Raw genomic sequence first — 15,780 nt, 5'->3', positions numbered from 1 at the left:
TCGTGTCGGCCGGCACGGACGAACATGTGCTTCCACCGACGGCAACCCGTCTACCGATCTCCCGACAGCGCGGAGGCCGGCCTTCGATATCCCGAGCCCCGGCCGGCGCGGCCGACCGGGGATCTTCGTCGGTGTCAGCACGCTCTCCGGTGCGCGACCACTCTCGGCGAGAACCCCTCGATCCCGCCGGGGTCGTCGCCGCTGACCGCCGACGAACCGAGGATCGTCGAATAGGTAGAAACGGCACATCGGCAACCGGGATGCCGGTCAGCAGGGATGACCGGCCGGGGTCGGCCTCGACGGTGGTGCCCGGTCTCGCCGGCCGTACGAATATCGCGGGCAGCGGAGAACGCGAAGTCCCGACCGCGAGTGTCCGCACGCCCTATCGGCGCGGGGTTCCCTTCCGCCGCACCACTGCCACAGTTCGGCGGCGAGGTGCCTCCGAACGGCGGCCGGCTCGGTGGTGGAGCGCGACCGCTCCGCTCAGGAGCACGGCGGCGGCGGCGAACGAGACGGCGAGGACAGTGAACGGGGTGGAGCCCAGCGCTGTGGTTCCGAGTACCGCGGTGCCGGCCGCGGTGCCGGCGTAGAGCGCGGAGTTGTTCCAGGAGACCGCGGGGGCGCGGAGATCGCCCATTGTCGCGGTGAGGTATTCCTGGCCGGTACCGACATACGCCGCGCCGGCCGCGAAGGTGACCACCCACCCCGCGACGCAGACCCAGGCGATATCCGAGCTCGTTGCGGCATACAGCCCCACGATCATCAGCGACCCGTAGCCGATGTTCAGGATGAACTGGTCGCGACCGCACCGGTGGAAGAGATCGACGAGGTACCCGGCCACCAGCGCGCCGATCATCGACCCGAATCCGACCGCCGCGCCGACGAGGCCGAGCCGAGTGGTGTCGAAACCGAACCGGTGCAGGAGCAGGGCACCGGCAAAGGTGTAGGTCGCGTACCGGGCGGCCTGGGCGAAGAAGTTCGCGGACACCACCAGGGTGAAGTCGCGGTTGCGCCACAGCCCGACCGATGCCGCCAGCACCCGCCGTGGACTGCGGTTTCGTGGCGGAACGCGGGTCTCGCCGGTCAGCTCGAGGCCCACCAGTACGGTGGCGACGGCCGCGGCGATCGCGATGGCCGCGAATACCCACCGCCAGCTCACGGTATCGGCGACGGCCGCACCGGCGGGGACACCCAGGATCTGGCCCGCCGCGAAGAACGCGGAGACGCGTGACACCGCGCGACCGCGTTCTGTCGCGGCGGCGGTCTCCGTGACATAGGACCACACCGCGGGACCCATCAGCGCGGCGCCGGCACCGGCGAGTACTCGTCCCGCGATGAGGAACTCGTACCACGGTGCCAGCGTGCTGAGCATTTCGCCGGCGACGAATACGCAGGCTCCGGCCACGATCGTCGTCCGGCGGGTCCACCTGTCGGCCAGGGCCGCCACCAGCGGACTGACGGTGGCGTAGGTCAGCGCGAAGGCGGAGACCGATACGGCCGCGCGGGCGGTGGAGACGCCGAACTCGTTCGCCAGCACGGGGATCAGCGGGGACAGGACGAACATTTCCGAACCCAGCAGGAAGAAGAGCACGCTCGCCAGCGCGTGTTTGCCCCACGGGGTCCGGACGACAGCGGCCCGTCCATCGACGACTTCCACTTCGCCCGACAGCGATTCGGTAGCCATACCCTTTCCCTCCATCGCTCGATATCGCCCGGCGGAAGGCGTCTGTCGGCAAACCGTCGGAATTACCGCAGCGGTGTGCTCGAATACATGGACGACGCCGCCCGGCCCCGGACGAAGTGGAATTCGGCCGATTCCGCTTACGGGTGGCGCGCCCGGGCGTCGGCCGCCCACGGACCGATCATCGGGATCCACTCTGTGATCTCGTACGAGGCGATGTATCCGTGCCGGTAGAACGGGTCTTCTTCGACGACTGCGACGATGTCGTCCTTCCGGTGGGCCGAATAGATCATCGCCGCGCCGGCCTGCTCACCGGCGGCGAAGGGCCCGGATCCGAGGATCAGCCCCCGGTCCGCTGCCGCGGCGAGGTGATCCTTGTGCGCGGGGCGCCGCGCGTCGCGGCCCGCGCGGTCGTCGGTATAGCGATACCGGACCAGGAAGAACGCCACGTCACGCACCCTTCGAGGGCTCGGCGGCCGCGGCACCGTGGGACTGCCGGGCGAGGCCGGCGGCGTCGCGGCCGATGGTGTAACCGAAGACGAGGGCAGGTCCGATGTTCGCGCCGTATCCGGGATAGCCGCCACCGAATATGCTCACCGCCGCCGAACCGGCCGCGAACAGTCCGGGAATGGGCCGGTCGTCCTGATCGAGTACCCGGCTGTGTGTGTCGACGGCCAGACCAGAGTAGGCGCCGAGATCGCCCATCTGGATCCGCGCCGCGTAATAGGGGCCCTTGTCGATCGGTTCAAGGTTGGGATTCGGGGTATGGGCCATATCGCCCTTGAAGTGATGGAACCAGTTGGATCCCCGGTTGAATTTCGGGTCCTCGCCCCGCGCTGCGCCGCTGTTGAACTCCGCGAGCGTCTTCTTCAGGCCGCGGGCATCGATGCCGATCTCGTCCGCGAGTTCGTCGACCGTGTCCGCTCGGTGGAGGAACCCGGTCTTCTTGAAGTAACCCTGTGGGATCGGCCAGGGCTTGGCATAGCCGATACCGTACTTCCGCATCGCTTTCGAGTCGGCGATGATATAGCCGACCGTACCGTCGGCGCCGGTATTGTCCCGGATCATCGCTACGCCGAAATCGTGGTACGAACTAGATTCGTTGGCGAAACGCTCACCGCGGCGGTTCACCGCTATCAGACCCGGCAGCCCGAAGGCGCGCAGGTGCGGGAAGATACGCTGCTGCCCGCGCAGCCCGGTGAACACGGTGACCGGTGCCCAGGCGGCGGGTTCGTGCACTGCGGTATCGACGTGCCCACCGAGCGGCGCGGCGAGCCGGACATTGTCGCCGTCGTGACCCACCGTCGGCGTGAAGTGGTTGTGGCCCTGCGGGTCGTGCTGCCAGTATTCGCCGCGCAGTGCGGCGTCCGCCGAGTATCCGCCCGCGGCGATCACCACGCCGAGCCGCGCCTCCACGGTGCATGCCTGCGCGCCGCCGAGTACGGCGCCGGTCACGATGCCGTGCTCGTTGCGGACGATCTTCGTCACGGGGGTGCCGGTCCACATCCGAATGCCGAGCTTCGCGGCCGACGAGACCATCCGCACCATGAGCGAGTTGCCATTGGTGCGATCGAAGGAGCGGCGGAATACGGCGGTCTCGGTCCAGGTCTTCAGCAGTTTTCTCGTCACATATACGAACGACTTCCACGATTGGTTCGCGTGTAGGAATTCCGCGATATCGGGCCCGACCTCGGGCATGTAGCCGAACACCGTATAGGTGTCGAGGTAGGGGCGCAGGCGCAGCCGGTTCGCGCCGAGCATGCGTGCGTCCGCCATCTTGCCGGAGATCGCCCGGCCGGAGGCCTTGGCGCCGGGGACATCCATCTGATAGTCGGGTGCCATTTCGGGGTAGACGAATTCGACATCGGTTTCCCGCTCCAGCCAGTCGATGGCCTCCGGTACTTCGTCGAGGAAGGTCCCCACCATTTCGGCCTTGAAGCAATCCTCGGCGAGCGCCCTGATGTAGGTCTCGATTTCTTCCCGGGTGTCACCTTCGGCAACACCCTGTTTGTTGCCGGGAACCCATGCCCAGCCGCCCGATATCGCGGTGGTGCCGCCGAGCCACTGCGACTTCTCGGCGACGATCACGCTGTGGCCTTCGCTCGCCGCCTTGAGCGCCGCGGCCATCCCGGCCGCGCCGGACCCGGCGATCAACAGATCGCATTTGACGGTTTTCGGGCTCATACTTCGTTTCCTTTCCGCTGAGCGTTATCCGGGCGCGGCCGTGGTTCGCGCGGCGTTGCCGGATGAGGGAGTACTCGGAGGGGTGGGGTTACCGGGCCGGTGCGGGCCCGGGGTTACCGGGCCGGTCGCCGGTGCCGACGGGCCGTGCGGCGAAGGACATCCGGTCGGTGTAACGGAGGGCGACGATCTCGACTCGATCGTCGGGCCGGACCTCGGTGTCGCCCCACAAACGAGTGGCCAGGCGCAGCCCTTCGTCGAGGTCGACGACGCATACGCGGTAGGGCACCTCGTCGACGAACGCGGTGGGCGCGGCGTGGATCGTGGTGAACGAGTAGAGGGTGCCCAGGCCGGACAGTTCGATCCAGGTGACCTCCGGATCCCAGGTGTGCGGGTCGATCGGTTTCGGCGGGAAGGTGGGCCGGCCGGTGGCGGTACTCGCGGTCGTGATCAACCGGCCTTCGCGCAGCGCGGTCCAGAACGGCTCGGTGGCCTCGGTGATACGCGGCGGGTAGGGATGCCGAGCGGGGATATCGACGATCGGGATCATCAGTGCACGCCTTCCAGAATGTGGACCAGCGCGGCGTTGTAATTGCCGAGTTCGGCGCTGGTGAGCGCTAGTTCCGCGTCGTGGACCTGGCGCGCGCCGGCCGCTCCACACAGCTGCTCGAATGCTTCGACGAAGCTGTAGAGCGGGGTGATGTAGGCGGGGTGCCCGCGTGAAGTGAGACCACCGGAGGTGCAGATCGGGATATCGCCGCCGAGGCCGGTGCGACCCTCGGCCGCGTATTTCGCCCCCATGCCACGAGGTGTCAGGCCGAGGGCTTCCGCGGCCAATACCTCGACTATGGTGCACGGCGCGTAGATTTCGGCCAGGTCGATATCGGCCGCAGTGACCCCGGCGTCGTCGTAGGCCTGCCGCCCGGCGACTCGGGCGGCCTCGAGCGCGGTCATATCGTTGGGTGTTTCGCTGATCTGGTGTGCTCCTTCGTGATAGAAGCCGCGCGAGCGAACGCGCACATACGGTCGGCCCGTCGATCGGGCAACCTCCTCTTCGGCGAGGACGAGGCAGACGGCGCCGTCACTGCGCGGTGGTACCTCGAAGAGTCCGAGCGGTTCGACGATCATGGGCTGGGCCAGTACCTCGTCGAGGGTGATCGGAGTGCGGAACTGCGCCAACGGGTTCAGTTCGGCATGACGGCGATTCTTCACCGCGACGGTGGCCAGCTCCGCGCGCGACGATCCGTGGTCGTGGATGTAGCGTGTGGCATCCATCGCGTACCAGGCGATCGGCGTGATCCCGAACGGGGCCTGGAAGTCGACATCGCCCACGGCGCGCATCGAACTCATCATGTGTTCGCGTGCGGGGATGGCCGTTTCGAAGTTGACACCCAGTGCCAGCGAGACTTTCGAGCGCCCGAGCAGGATGTCGTTGGCGGCGTGCTCGAAGGCGAAGCCGCCGGTCATCCCGTTGCCCAGTACTTCGCAGACGTTTCCCGCACACGGTAGCCGCAGATAGTGCGCCATGAAGGTGGCGAAGTACTTCTGTGCCGTATAGGGCCGGGGCTGCGCGAAAGCCATTCCCTGCACATCGCTTTTGTCGATTCCGGCTGCCGCGGTGGCTTGCAGTACCAGCCGGGCCAGGACCTCGTGTTCGAGTACGTGGACAGCCGAGTCCGGCGTGCTCTGCCATTTGCCGACGGGCAGGGCGGCGGCCCCGATGATGGTCACGGTTTTCTCCACGGGCGAGTCCCTACTTCTCGACGGCCTGAAAGCACTGTCGGTGTGATGCGGCCTCTTGACAGATCGGTTTGTGACTCACAACATATCAATGGAAGGACCAATGCGCCACTTGTTCAGAAGGAGGATTCTGTGACCCAGCCGAACGGGAGAAGTCTGTTTCTCCACGATGACCTGGAAAAACTCATCGATCCCGCGGTGATCGCGGTGGTCGGGGCCTCGACGACCCCGGGTGGTTTCGGTCATCGCACGATGGAGAACCTGCGCGGCTTCACCGGCCACGTCTACGGAGTGAACCCCCGCTACGACAGTGTCGAAGGCCGGGTCTGCGTACCTACGCTGGGTGATCTTCCCGAAGTGCCCGACTGCGTAATTGTCTGTGTGGCAAGGCATCTGGTGTTGGAGACACTGGAGGAAGCCGCTCGGATCGGCGCCCGCGGCGCCATCGTCTACGCCTCGGGCTTCAGCGAAACCGGTCTCGACGAGGGCATCGCCGCACAGCATGCCATCGCCGAACTGTCCCGGCGCACCGGCCTGCGGGTCGCGGGACCGAACTGTGTAGGCCTGGTCAATGTCGCCACCGGCGGCGCCATGAACTTCATGACCGACTCGGGGGCGATCACCGCGGGCGCGGACGGGGGAATCGCGATCGTGTCCCAGAGCGGCGCACTCGGTTACACCGTCCTGCAGGCTGTCGCGCGCGGCGTCGGTATCAGCCATTACCTCGCCGCGGGGAATTCCGCCGATGTCGATGTCTGCGACTACATCGCCTATCTGGCGGAAGAGCCCACGGCCGAAGTGATCATCTGCCTGCTGGAAGGGGTCGGGAGCGGCGAGCGCTTCCTGCGGGCCGCCGGACTCGCCGCGGCCGCCGGTAAACCGCTCATCGTCTACAAGGCGGGTAACAGCGAGAAGAGCGGTCGGGCCGCGCTGTCGCACACCGGCACCCTGACCGGTTCGACCGCGGCCTATCGCGCGGCCTGCGAACAGGTCGGTGCCATCTGGCTGGACGACCTCGAAGCGTTGACCGAAACCGCCGCGTTCTTCGCCAAGAATCCGAAGGGTCCCGACAGGCCCGGGGTCGGCATCATGTCCACCTCCGGGGGCGCCGGCGTGATCAACGCCGACAAGGCGGAGGACAACGAACTCGACCTGCCCGATCTGCACAAGCGCACCCGCGATGTCCTCACCGAAGTCGTACCGGTGTTCGGGTCGATCGGTAACCCGGCCGATCTGACCGCCGAAGTGCTCAAGGACGCGGCCACCTTCTCCCGCTGCCTGGACGCGTTCGCCGCCGATCCGGGCCTCGGCGTAGTTGTGGTGCCGCTGGTATTCGTGCACGAGTCGACGACCGGTGTGCGCGCGCCGCTGCTCAGCGCGGCCGGGGCCCGCACCGATACCGCCCTCGCCGCGGTGTGGATGAACGATTGGCTGGAGGGTCCGGGCAGCCGCGTCCTCGACGGCGATCCGAACGTCACGCTGTTCCGTTCCCCGGCACGGTGTATGCGTGCGATCCGGTTGTGGCAGGGCTGGCATGCGCGACGCCGGCACCTGGCCGGCACCCGCCGCGCGAAGCGCGTCTCGGACGCCGCCGCCGCGGTAACCGCCCGTGGCATTCTCACCGCAGGTGGTATCGGCGCGACGGCGCCGACCGAACAGCAGGCGAAGGCCATCCTGTCCGCCTATGGGATCGCCGTTCCCCAGGACGTGGCGGCCCGCACCCCGGACGAGGCGGCGCAGGCGGCGGACCGGATCGGCTATCCGGTGGTGCTCAAGGTCGCTTCGCCCGATATCCAGCACAAAACCGAAATCGGCGCGGTCCGGCTGGATCTCACCTCCGCCGAGGAAGTGCGCCGCGCAGCGGCGGAAATCCTCGACAGCGTCGGCCTGTTCGCGCCCGGCGCGCGGGTCGAGGGTCTCAGCGTGCAGACAATGCTGGACAGCGGGGCGGAGGTCCTGCTCGGCGCCCGGATCGATCGACAGTTCGGTCCGCTGATCACCGTCGGTTCCGGCGGCATCCTGGTGGAACTGCATCGTGATATCTCGACCCGGCTGGCGCCGGTATCGGTGGACGATGCCCGTCGGATGATCGAATCACTGCGGCTGCACAAGATCCTGACCGGTGTGCGGGGCGATCCCGGCTACGACATGGCGGCCCTGGTCGACGCCGTCGCCCGATTCTCGGAGCTGGTCGGCGACCTCGCGGACATCCTCACCGAGGTGGATGTGAACCCGTTGATCGTCGGCCGTTCCGGCGCCACCGCCGCCGACGCCCTCGTCGCCGTACGCGATACCGAAGCAGCGACCGTCTAGGAGGACAACAGAACATGGGCAAATGTGTCGAAGAATTCGTAATCGGTGAAGTATCGGTCAGTCCCGGGCGCACCGTCACCGAAACCGACGTGGTCCAGTATTCCTGGGTTTCCGGCGATACGAACCCGATGCACACCGACGCCGAATACGCCGCTCGCTCGCCGCTCGGCCGGCGCATCGCGCACGGAACCCTGGGCATGTCCATCTGCACGGGACTCAGCGCCCGGATGGGGCAGTTCGACGGCACCTCCATCGCCGCCCTCGGCGTCGACGAATGGCAATTCCTCGCCCCCGTTTTCATCGGCGACACGGTCCACCTGCGCACCACCGTCGTATCGAGCCGGGTGAGCTCGACCAAACCCGATCGCGGGGTGGTGGTCCGGCGGATGGAGCTACTCGATCAGAACTCGCAGATCGTCCAGCGCGGGCTGATGAAAACCATGGTGTACAGCAAGGCCGGTCTCGCGGCCGCCGCATCCGGCAACACCCCTCGCTGAATCGAACAGACCACAAGGAGTAACCGTATGACCACCGCAGTCGTCCGCCAGCACGGCGGTCTCGTCAACACTGCCGGGCTGTCCGAGGAACAAGTCATGATCCGCGACAGTGTGCTGGACATTCTGCACCGCACGCTGCCCCTCGGCAGTATTCGTGAACTCGACGAGAACCGGCAGTTCCCGGAAGAGGCGTACCAGGCGCTCGCCGCATCCGGATTCCTCGGTATTCCGTTCGAGGAGAAATACGGCGGGGCCGACGGGTCGTTCAAGGATCTGACGGTTCTCATGGAAACCCTCGGATACCACTACACCGGTATCGGCCAGGGGGTGATGACCACCTCGATCTACGCGGGTGGCCACGTCGCCAAGTTCGGCTCCGACGAACTGAAGAGTCGCATCATCCCGCAGATCATCGAGGGAAAGGTCAAGCTCGCGCTGGCCATGTCGGAACCGGGGACCGGCTCCGATGTGGCGGGTCTGAAGACGAAAGCGGTCCGCCGCGACGACGGGTACGTGCTGTCCGGGACGAAGGTGTGGATCACCTGCGGTCATGTGGCCGACTATCTCGTCGTCATCGCCAAGACCGATCCGTCCGCGCCTCGCCACCAGGGGCTGAGTACGTTCCTCGTCGACGCCCGGGCCGCGGGCGTGACGATCAACCCGCTCTCGATGCTCGGCCGGCGCACCACGCACGCGAACGAGGTGATACTCGACGAGGTCTTCGTGCCCGCGGCGAACCTGATCGGCGAGGAGAACAAGACCTGGAAGAATCTCATGAAATGCCTGGCCGTCGAGCGGCTGGCGCTGGCGTCGATCTCGGCCGGGCACTGCTTCCGGATCACCGAGTACGCCCAGGAATACGCGAAGAATCGCATCCAGTTCGACCAGCCGATCTCGAATTTCCAAGTGATTCAGCACAAGCTGGTCGATATGCGGATCATGGCCGAAACCGCACGGCAGTCGGTCTACCGGGTCGCCGAACTCCTCGATGCGGGCCACGACGCGATCGAGGAGACATCGATCGCGAAAATCGTCTGCACCGAGAACAACTTCAAATGTGCCGATATGGGATTACAGATTCTCGGTGGCGCCGGTTATTCCATGGAATACGATATGCAGATGTTCTTCCGCGACTCCCGGGTCGGTCCCATCGGTGGCGGAACGAACGAGATCCAGCGCAATGTCATAGCCAAACGAATGGGACTCTGAGCCCCCGTGACGAGAGGTATCACAATGGGGCGAAGAATACCCGCTGCGCGATTCGGGAGGTGTCTGCGCCGCGGTGCCGTGGCAGCGGCGATACTGCTGCTCGCCTCGGCCTGCGGCGCCACGGTCGGGCAGCGGTCCGGCGAGGCGCTGGTGCTGCGTTACGCGGATTACACGAGTGCGCAGTCGGGCGACGGTTTCCGTGCCTTCGCCGCCGAGGTCACCGACCGTACCGGCGGCCGCATCACCTTCGACGCGTATTGGGGCGGGAGCCTGCTGTCGGGTACGGATATGGCCTCGGGTGTGCGCGGCGGCGTCGCGGATCTCGGTATGTTCACCGCCACCTACTACGCGAGTGAATTTCCGGTCACCGACTGGCTTTCGCGTCTCGGCAACTCGGCCGATACCGACTATCCCCGAGGCGTCATGCAAGCGAATGCTGCCCAGTCCGATTTCGCGATGTCCAGCGCGGATGTCAATCGGCAGTTCGAGAATCGCGGAATGAAGCTGCTTTTCTCGGCGCATCCCATCACCAACTACGACATCCTGTGCAAGACGCCGATCACCACCCTCGCGGATGCTGCCGGCAAACGTGTCCGGTCCGGTGGCGGAATGTGGGACGACGAGGTCCGGGCGCTGGGGATGACCCCGGTCAGCCTGTCCATCGGCGAAACCTACGAGGGACTCGAACGCGGGGTCATCGACTGCGCGCTCGCCTCGCCCAAAACGGTGACCTCCTACGGATTCTGGGAGGTCGCCAAGCACTACACCCACCTGCCGCTGACCGGTATCAATGCCCAGTACGTCGTGATGAATCAAGAGGTCTGGGATGCACTGCCGGTCGAAGATCAGCGGGTGATATGGGATGCCGCGTACCTGTGGTTCCAAGGCTATCTCGAATACGAAGGACTGGGTCTGGAAAAGATCCTCGTCGATACCGGGATCTCGAAACACGGACTGAAGTTTTACGATCCGGCCGACGAAGTAACAGCAGTTCTGAAAGATCAGCAGGCAGCGGTGCGGGCGGAATTACCTGCCGTCGCCCCCGACCGGATCGAATCGCCGGAAACGATCGTCCGCGACTACGCGAACATCATGCGTATCTGGCACGATCGGCTGGCCACGATGGACCTGGGTGCCGCCGGTAACAACGGAGATATCGATCTGACGGAGTACGCCGCCGAGGTACGTCGTGAAGTTTTCGACCGCCACCGTCCATAGAATTCCCGTTCTCCGAACCGCCGGGTGGCCGGTCTGCCTCCGGCCGGCCCCTGAAATCTCTATTGCCCGAACCGCATCGATGCGGAAAGTGAGCCTGTTATGGAAGCCCCTGCCACGAGTTTGTCTCCCTTGAGTGCGTTATCGCGCAGCCTGGCTCGATTCGCGGGGGTCGTGGCGGGAGCCATCGTATTGCTGCTGACGGTTCAGATCACCGCCGATGTCGTATCCCGGAATCTCTTCAACGAGCCGATCCCGGGAACGCTCGAGCTGACGGCATACCTGTTCATGCCGTTGATCGTCTTCCTGTCCCTGGCCTATGCCGAGTACGCCGATGAACATATCCGGGCGACGATCGTCGTCGCCCGGCTGCGCGGGCGGATCGCGCAGGTCACCGAACTCACCGGCCGGATCGTCACGCTGGTGGTGGTACTGACGCTGACCTACTACGCCGTGATCGGTGCGATCTATGCCACCGAGATCCGGCTCGAGGCGCTCGGCGCCGTCACTCTGCCGGTATGGCCGGTGAAGATCCTCACGGCCGTCGGATGGGCACTGTTCGCGCTGCAACTGACCGTCTCGACCGCCACTCTGTTCATCCGCTCGACGACGAGGAACGATCATGGCTGACAGTCTGACCACCGAAACCCGCTCGGCGAAAACCACGCCCGAGGAACCAGCGGGTGCCGCGAACCGGGGGCCGCGGGCCGACCACGTGATCCTCGTCGTCGCCGTGACCACGGTGGCGGCGCTGGTGGCTCTCGGACTGATCCCGATGGCCGACTCGGTGGTGGGTCTCGTCGTGCTCGCCATGACGGTACTTCTCATGCTGGCCGGGGTTCCGGTCGGGATCGCGATCCTCGCGGCGGGCGGGGTAGGGCTGTGGCGGTTGGCCGGATTCGACGCCATGGCGGTGACTTTCGAAGATGTACCGTTCGCGACAGCGGCCAGCTGGAGCCTGAGCGTCATCCCCCTGTTCATTTTCATGGGCATCGCGCTGGGGAAGTTCAACCTCACCACCAAACTGTTCGACGCGGCCCAGCAGTGGATGGGCAAGTTGCCCGGGGGACTGGCCATCGCGACGAACTTCGCCGGGGCCGGACTCGCGGCCGCCAGCGGCAGCTCCATCGCGATCTCCTACGCCCTCGGCCGGATCACCATCCCCGAGATGTTGCGCGCGAACTACAAGCCCTCGCTCGCCGTGGGTGTGGTCGCCATGGCCGGTACGCTCGGGATGCTCATCCCACCCAGCGTCGTCCTCGTCGTCTACGCCGGGGCGGCCGGTACCGCGATCGGGCCGCAACTCCTCGCCGCGCTGGTGCCGGGGCTCATCCTGGCAGTGGCGTTCGCGGCGCTCATCCTGATCCGTTCGATGCTCGATCCCGGCCTGGCGCCCCGCGTGGAGTCGACCGAGGTCACCTGGCGCTCGCGGATCGCTTCGCTGCGCGGCGTCGCCCCGATGGTGGTCATCATCGCCGCGATCATCGGCGGCATGTACACGGGTTTGTTCACCCCGACCGAGGCCGGTGCCTTCGGTGCGCTGCTGGCCGTATTGCTGGGCTGGTTGTTCGGCGGCGACCGCAGTGTCCGCAAGCTCGGCGTCACGCTGGCCGCCTGCCTGCGGGAGACCGTCGCCGGGGTGGCCTCCATCTTCCTGCTGCTGATCGGTGTGCACGTCCTGACCCGGGTGGTCGCGCTCTCGGGCCTCGCCGACATCATGGCGGATACCGTGACCGGGATGGGCCTTTCACGGGTCGGTTTTCTGTTCGTCCTGATCGTCGTATTCCTGATCCTGGGCATGTTCATGGACAGTCTGGCGATGATCCTGCTGACCGTTCCGGTCCTCCTGCCGGTGCTCTCGGCACTGGATATCGATATGATCTGGTACGGCGTCTTCATGGTGATCCTGGTGGAGATCGGGCTGGTCACGCCGCCCATCGGCATGCTGAGCTATATCGTGCACCGGCTGGCCCAGCATCCCGACGTGAACCTCGGCCGCACAATTCATCTCACCGATGTCTTCAAGGGCACCGCCTGGTTCATCATCGCCGCGCTCGTCGTCCTCACGGCACTCATCTTCTGGCCCGATCTCGCGTTGTGGCTGCCCGGACGCTCGAATGCCGCATAGGAATGCCACACCACGATTCGCCTCGAAGGACCACCGAATGACCGACCCGGCAACCGAACTGCCAGCGGTTCCGCACGCGACGCTCGAAGATCTGCTCACCGCCCGCCACAGCTGTCGTGCTTTCCGGCCCGCCGCGGTGCCGCGCGCGGATATCGAGCGGATACTCCTGCTCGCCCAGCGTGCCCCCTCCTGGTGTAACGCCCAACCGTGGCAGGTGCACGTGCTCAGCGGCGCGGCGACCCAGCGGTTGGCGGCGGCGCTCTACGAAGCGGCCCGCCGCGGTGAACGCCGGCCCGAACTCGAGCCGCCGCGCGAGTACACCGGCGTCTATCGGGACCGGCGCCGCGAATGCGGTCACGCGTTGTACGACAGTCTCGGCATCGCCCGAGCGGACCACGGCCGCCGAGAAGAACAGCGGCTGGCGAACTTTCGATTCTTCGGCGCTCCCCACATCGCCCTGATCACCACCGACGAGCAACTCGGCACCTATGGCGCCGTGGATTGCGGCGGCTATGTCACGACACTGCTGCTCGCTGCCCAGAGCCTGGGCATCGCCGCGGTCCCCCAGGCGGCGATCGCCATGACGTCGGCGACCGTTCGCGAACAGCTCGCGATCCCGGCGAATCGCCGCATCGTCTGCGCGGTCTCCTTCGGGTACGCGGACGAAGCGCACCCCGCCAACAGCTTCCGGACGTCGCGTGCGTCCTTGCGCGAAGCCGTCGAGTGGATCGATACGTGAACCGGCACCGACCTCGAGTAGAAAGAGCCCGGATCCGCCCATGACCAGTCCTACTCCACCCGCTGACGCGCCGGGCCCGCTCGCCGGGATCCGCGTCGTCGAACTACTCACCCTCGGCCCCGGTGCCCATGCCGCCACCATGCTGGCCGATCTCGGTGCGGAGGTCGTGCTCGTGGCCCGGCCCGGCTGGCTCGCCCAGCAGGGTGCCGACCCCGACCACACCCGGCGCGGCCGTGTCCTCGTCGAAGCGAACCTCAAGGACCCCCACGCCCGCGACGAGATAATGGCACTGATCGACCGTGCCGACGTACTGCTCGAGGGATTCCGTCCCGGTGTGCTGGAACGGCTGGGCATGGGCCCCCGCGACTGCGGTGCGCGGAACCCGCGGCTGATCTATGCGCGAATGACCGGTTGGGGGCAGACCGGCCCGCGGGCGCAGCAGGCCGGTCACGATATCAACTACGTGGCGCTGACCGGGCACCTGCACGCCATCGCTCGATACGGGCAGGCGCCCGTGCCGCCGCTGAACCTCGTCGGCGACTACGGCGGCGGGTCCATGTTCGTCACCCTCGGCATCACCGCCGCCCTGGTCGAAAGGCAATCCTCCGGTCGCGGTCAGACCATCGACGCGGCCATGGTGGACGGCGCGAGCATGCTCGGCCATTGGATGTGGGCGATGCGGCCCCGCGGCCGATGGTCCGATATCCCCGGCACGAACCTGCTCGACACCGGTCGTCCCTTCTACGATGTCTACGAAACGCGGGACGGCGGGTACATGGCGGTGGGAGCGCTGGAACCACAATTCTTCTCGGCGTTCGTCGCCGGCCTCGGGCTCGGCCCCGACGAGGTACCCGATCAGCACGACAGCGACCGGTACGGGGAACAGCGCGAGATCTTCACCCGAGTTTTCGAGACCCGGACGCGGCAGGAATGGACCGAGATATTCGCCGGCACCGACGCGTGCGTGACACCCGTGCTGTCGTACGAAGAAGCGGCGCGTGATCCGCATCTGGTGGCCCGGGGGACGATCGTCGAATCAGAGGGAGTAACTCAGCCCGCACCGGCTCCCCGGTTCTCCCGTACCGACCGCAGGACTGTGGCGGGCCCACCCCGGACCGTCACACCCGTTCGGGAGATCTGGGCTTCGGCGAATCCGGGATAGCTCGATTCACCCGGCGGTGCCGGGGCGGCTGCCGACCGGTCGTCCCGGACACCGGCCGGTGCCACGACTACATCTGTTTCTCGGCGGAGTGCGTGCGGTTCGTGCCCTCGATCCAGCGGCTCTGCAGCTTCGACAGATACCATTCGAGTTCGGCGGTCGCCGCGCCCGAATCGCGTTTACGCAGGGCCGCGAGCAGTCGATACCGGGACTCGATGATGTAGTCGTCGGCGGCAGGGCCCACCCGTAAGGTCAGATCGTGGGTGAGCTCCATCAACGGCCGGTTCAGTATCGACAGGATGGGGTTGTGCGCCGCGTCGGTGAGCTTCTGGTGGAACTCCAGATGCACCGTCATCTTGTCGCGCCAGCGGGTGGTGGCATCGATGGCGGCGGTGCGCTCCACCACTTCCTCGAGCGCATCGATTTCGGCTTCGGTGGCCCGTTCACAGACTTTCTCGATGATCAGGCTTTCGACCCCGATCCGCGCCTCGGTCAGATCGGACAGCGAGTACTGGGTGAGGGTCATCCCGTCCAGAATCCCGCGGGCGACGGCCCCCGAGGTGGAATCCGCGACGAAGGCGCCGCCCGTATGGCCCTTCTTGAGGGTCACCAGCCCGGAGATCTCCAGCATTCGCAGCGCTTCGCGTACCGTGTTCCGGCTGACCCCGAGCTGCTCCGCGAATTCACGCTCGCTGGGCAACTTCTCACCGGGCCTCAGGTCTCCCGACTGGAGACGGTCACGGACCTGCTCGATGATGTCATCGAAGGCCCGCCGAGTTTTCGCGGGCTCGAATTTCAGCCGCGCATCCATCAGATCCTCCCTGTCGCGACTATTGAGGGGAGTTGGTTCAACCATTGACTCCAGTGCCGCCCAGTTTAGAGGTTCCGCCGGCGAAGTGCACAATTCGCGGCCCGCGG

General features: G+C 66.3%; 14 protein-coding genes. 8 read left to right on the top strand and 6 right to left on the bottom strand.

The annotated features are described in order from the left end of the window. Positions 1–382: 382 nt before the first annotated feature. The 5 genes from ACWEWT_RS11480 to ACWEWT_RS11460 all read right to left on the bottom strand — a co-directional run bounded on the left by ACWEWT_RS11480 (position 383) and on the right by ACWEWT_RS11460 (position 5,593). Positions 383–1,684, bottom strand: a complete 1,302-nt coding sequence (locus ACWEWT_RS11480) for an MFS transporter (protein ID WP_452558249.1) — start codon at positions 1,682–1,684, stop codon at positions 383–385. A 137-nt stretch (positions 1,685–1,821) separates the two neighbouring features. Further along, positions 1,822–2,130, bottom strand: coding sequence for a YciI family protein (locus tag ACWEWT_RS11475; protein WP_452558248.1), 309 nt, complete (start codon positions 2,128–2,130; stop codon positions 1,822–1,824). Position 2,131: 1 nt separating this feature from the next. Continuing rightward, positions 2,132–3,865, bottom strand: a complete 1,734-nt coding sequence (locus ACWEWT_RS11470) for an FAD-dependent oxidoreductase (RefSeq protein ID WP_452558247.1) — start codon at positions 3,863–3,865, stop codon at positions 2,132–2,134. Between the two features lie 88 nt (positions 3,866–3,953). Further along, positions 3,954–4,412: a Zn-ribbon domain-containing OB-fold protein gene (locus ACWEWT_RS11465; protein WP_452558246.1), complete on the bottom strand. Its 459-nt coding sequence runs from the start codon at positions 4,410–4,412 to the stop codon at positions 3,954–3,956. Next, complete coding sequence (locus tag ACWEWT_RS11460; RefSeq protein WP_452558245.1) at positions 4,412–5,593, bottom strand: thiolase family protein; 1,182 nt, start codon at positions 5,591–5,593, stop codon at positions 4,412–4,414. Before ACWEWT_RS11460 ends, ACWEWT_RS11465 begins: the two co-directional genes overlap by 1 nt. 141 nt (positions 5,594–5,734) lie before the next feature. Here ACWEWT_RS11460 and ACWEWT_RS11455 point away from each other — a divergent pair, with 141 nt between their 5' ends. The 8 genes from ACWEWT_RS11455 to ACWEWT_RS11420 all read left to right on the top strand — a co-directional run bounded on the left by ACWEWT_RS11455 (position 5,735) and on the right by ACWEWT_RS11420 (position 14,865). After that, the gene (locus ACWEWT_RS11455) at positions 5,735–7,915 is read left to right on the top strand and encodes an acetate--CoA ligase family protein (protein ID WP_452558244.1); all 2,181 of its coding nucleotides are present in this window, start codon (positions 5,735–5,737) and stop codon (positions 7,913–7,915) included. A 14-nt stretch (positions 7,916–7,929) separates the two neighbouring features. Continuing rightward, complete coding sequence (locus tag ACWEWT_RS11450; RefSeq protein WP_452558243.1) at positions 7,930–8,412, top strand: MaoC/PaaZ C-terminal domain-containing protein; 483 nt, start codon at positions 7,930–7,932, stop codon at positions 8,410–8,412. A gap of 27 nt (positions 8,413–8,439) precedes the next feature. Beyond that, positions 8,440–9,621 (top strand): acyl-CoA dehydrogenase family protein, encoded by a 1,182-nt coding sequence (locus tag ACWEWT_RS11445; RefSeq protein ID WP_452558242.1) that lies wholly within the window; start codon positions 8,440–8,442, stop codon positions 9,619–9,621. 78 nt (positions 9,622–9,699) lie between these two features. Beyond that, positions 9,700–10,839 carry a C4-dicarboxylate TRAP transporter substrate-binding protein gene (locus ACWEWT_RS11440; RefSeq protein WP_452558241.1) on the top strand — a complete coding sequence of 380 codons (1,140 nt, stop codon included), beginning with the start codon at positions 9,700–9,702 and terminating at the stop codon, positions 10,837–10,839. A 129-nt stretch (positions 10,840–10,968) separates the two neighbouring features. After that, the gene (locus tag ACWEWT_RS11435; protein WP_452558240.1) at positions 10,969–11,466 is read left to right on the top strand and encodes a TRAP transporter small permease subunit; all 498 of its coding nucleotides are present in this window, start codon (positions 10,969–10,971) and stop codon (positions 11,464–11,466) included. Beyond that, positions 11,459–12,964, top strand: coding sequence for a TRAP transporter large permease (locus tag ACWEWT_RS11430; RefSeq protein ID WP_452558239.1), 1,506 nt, complete (start codon positions 11,459–11,461; stop codon positions 12,962–12,964). The genes ACWEWT_RS11435 and ACWEWT_RS11430 overlap by 8 nt, the downstream gene beginning before the upstream one ends. Before the next feature lie 37 nt (positions 12,965–13,001). Next, entirely contained in the window at positions 13,002–13,703 is a 702-nt protein-coding gene (locus ACWEWT_RS11425; protein WP_452558238.1) for a nitroreductase, read from the top strand. A 40-nt stretch (positions 13,704–13,743) separates the two neighbouring features. Continuing rightward, on the top strand, positions 13,744–14,865 hold the full coding sequence (locus tag ACWEWT_RS11420; RefSeq protein ID WP_452558237.1) for a CaiB/BaiF CoA transferase family protein: 1,122 nt from the start codon (positions 13,744–13,746) through the stop codon (positions 14,863–14,865). 67 nt (positions 14,866–14,932) lie between these two features. On the opposite strand, the gene ACWEWT_RS11415 is transcribed toward ACWEWT_RS11420, so the two are convergent. Beyond that, positions 14,933–15,673 carry a FadR/GntR family transcriptional regulator gene (locus ACWEWT_RS11415; RefSeq protein WP_452558236.1) on the bottom strand — a complete coding sequence of 247 codons (741 nt, stop codon included), beginning with the start codon at positions 15,671–15,673 and terminating at the stop codon, positions 14,933–14,935. Positions 15,674–15,780 lie beyond the last annotated feature (107 nt).

Source organism: Nocardia sp. NPDC003963, assembly GCF_053605105.1.
The sequence above is the reverse complement of the archived record's forward strand: the minus strand, read 5'-3'. Positions and strand labels throughout refer to the sequence as shown.

Coding starts and splice junctions, on each gene's coding strand:
- ACWEWT_RS11480 (WP_452558249.1), bottom strand. CDS start 1,684: ATGGCTACCGAATCGCTGTCGGGCGAAGTGGAAGTCGTCGATGGACGG.
- ACWEWT_RS11470 (WP_452558247.1), bottom strand. CDS start 3,865: ATGAGCCCGAAAACCGTCAAATGCGATCTGTTGATCGCCGGGTCCGGC.
- ACWEWT_RS11465 (WP_452558246.1), bottom strand. CDS start 4,412: ATGATCCCGATCGTCGATATCCCCGCTCGGCATCCCTACCCGCCGCGT.
- ACWEWT_RS11450 (WP_452558243.1), top strand. CDS start 7,930: ATGGGCAAATGTGTCGAAGAATTCGTAATCGGTGAAGTATCGGTCAGT.
- ACWEWT_RS11445 (WP_452558242.1), top strand. CDS start 8,440: ATGACCACCGCAGTCGTCCGCCAGCACGGCGGTCTCGTCAACACTGCC.
- ACWEWT_RS11430 (WP_452558239.1), top strand. CDS start 11,459: ATGGCTGACAGTCTGACCACCGAAACCCGCTCGGCGAAAACCACGCCC.
- ACWEWT_RS11425 (WP_452558238.1), top strand. CDS start 13,002: ATGACCGACCCGGCAACCGAACTGCCAGCGGTTCCGCACGCGACGCTC.
- ACWEWT_RS11420 (WP_452558237.1), top strand. CDS start 13,744: ATGACCAGTCCTACTCCACCCGCTGACGCGCCGGGCCCGCTCGCCGGG.
- ACWEWT_RS11415 (WP_452558236.1), bottom strand. CDS start 15,673: ATGGATGCGCGGCTGAAATTCGAGCCCGCGAAAACTCGGCGGGCCTTC.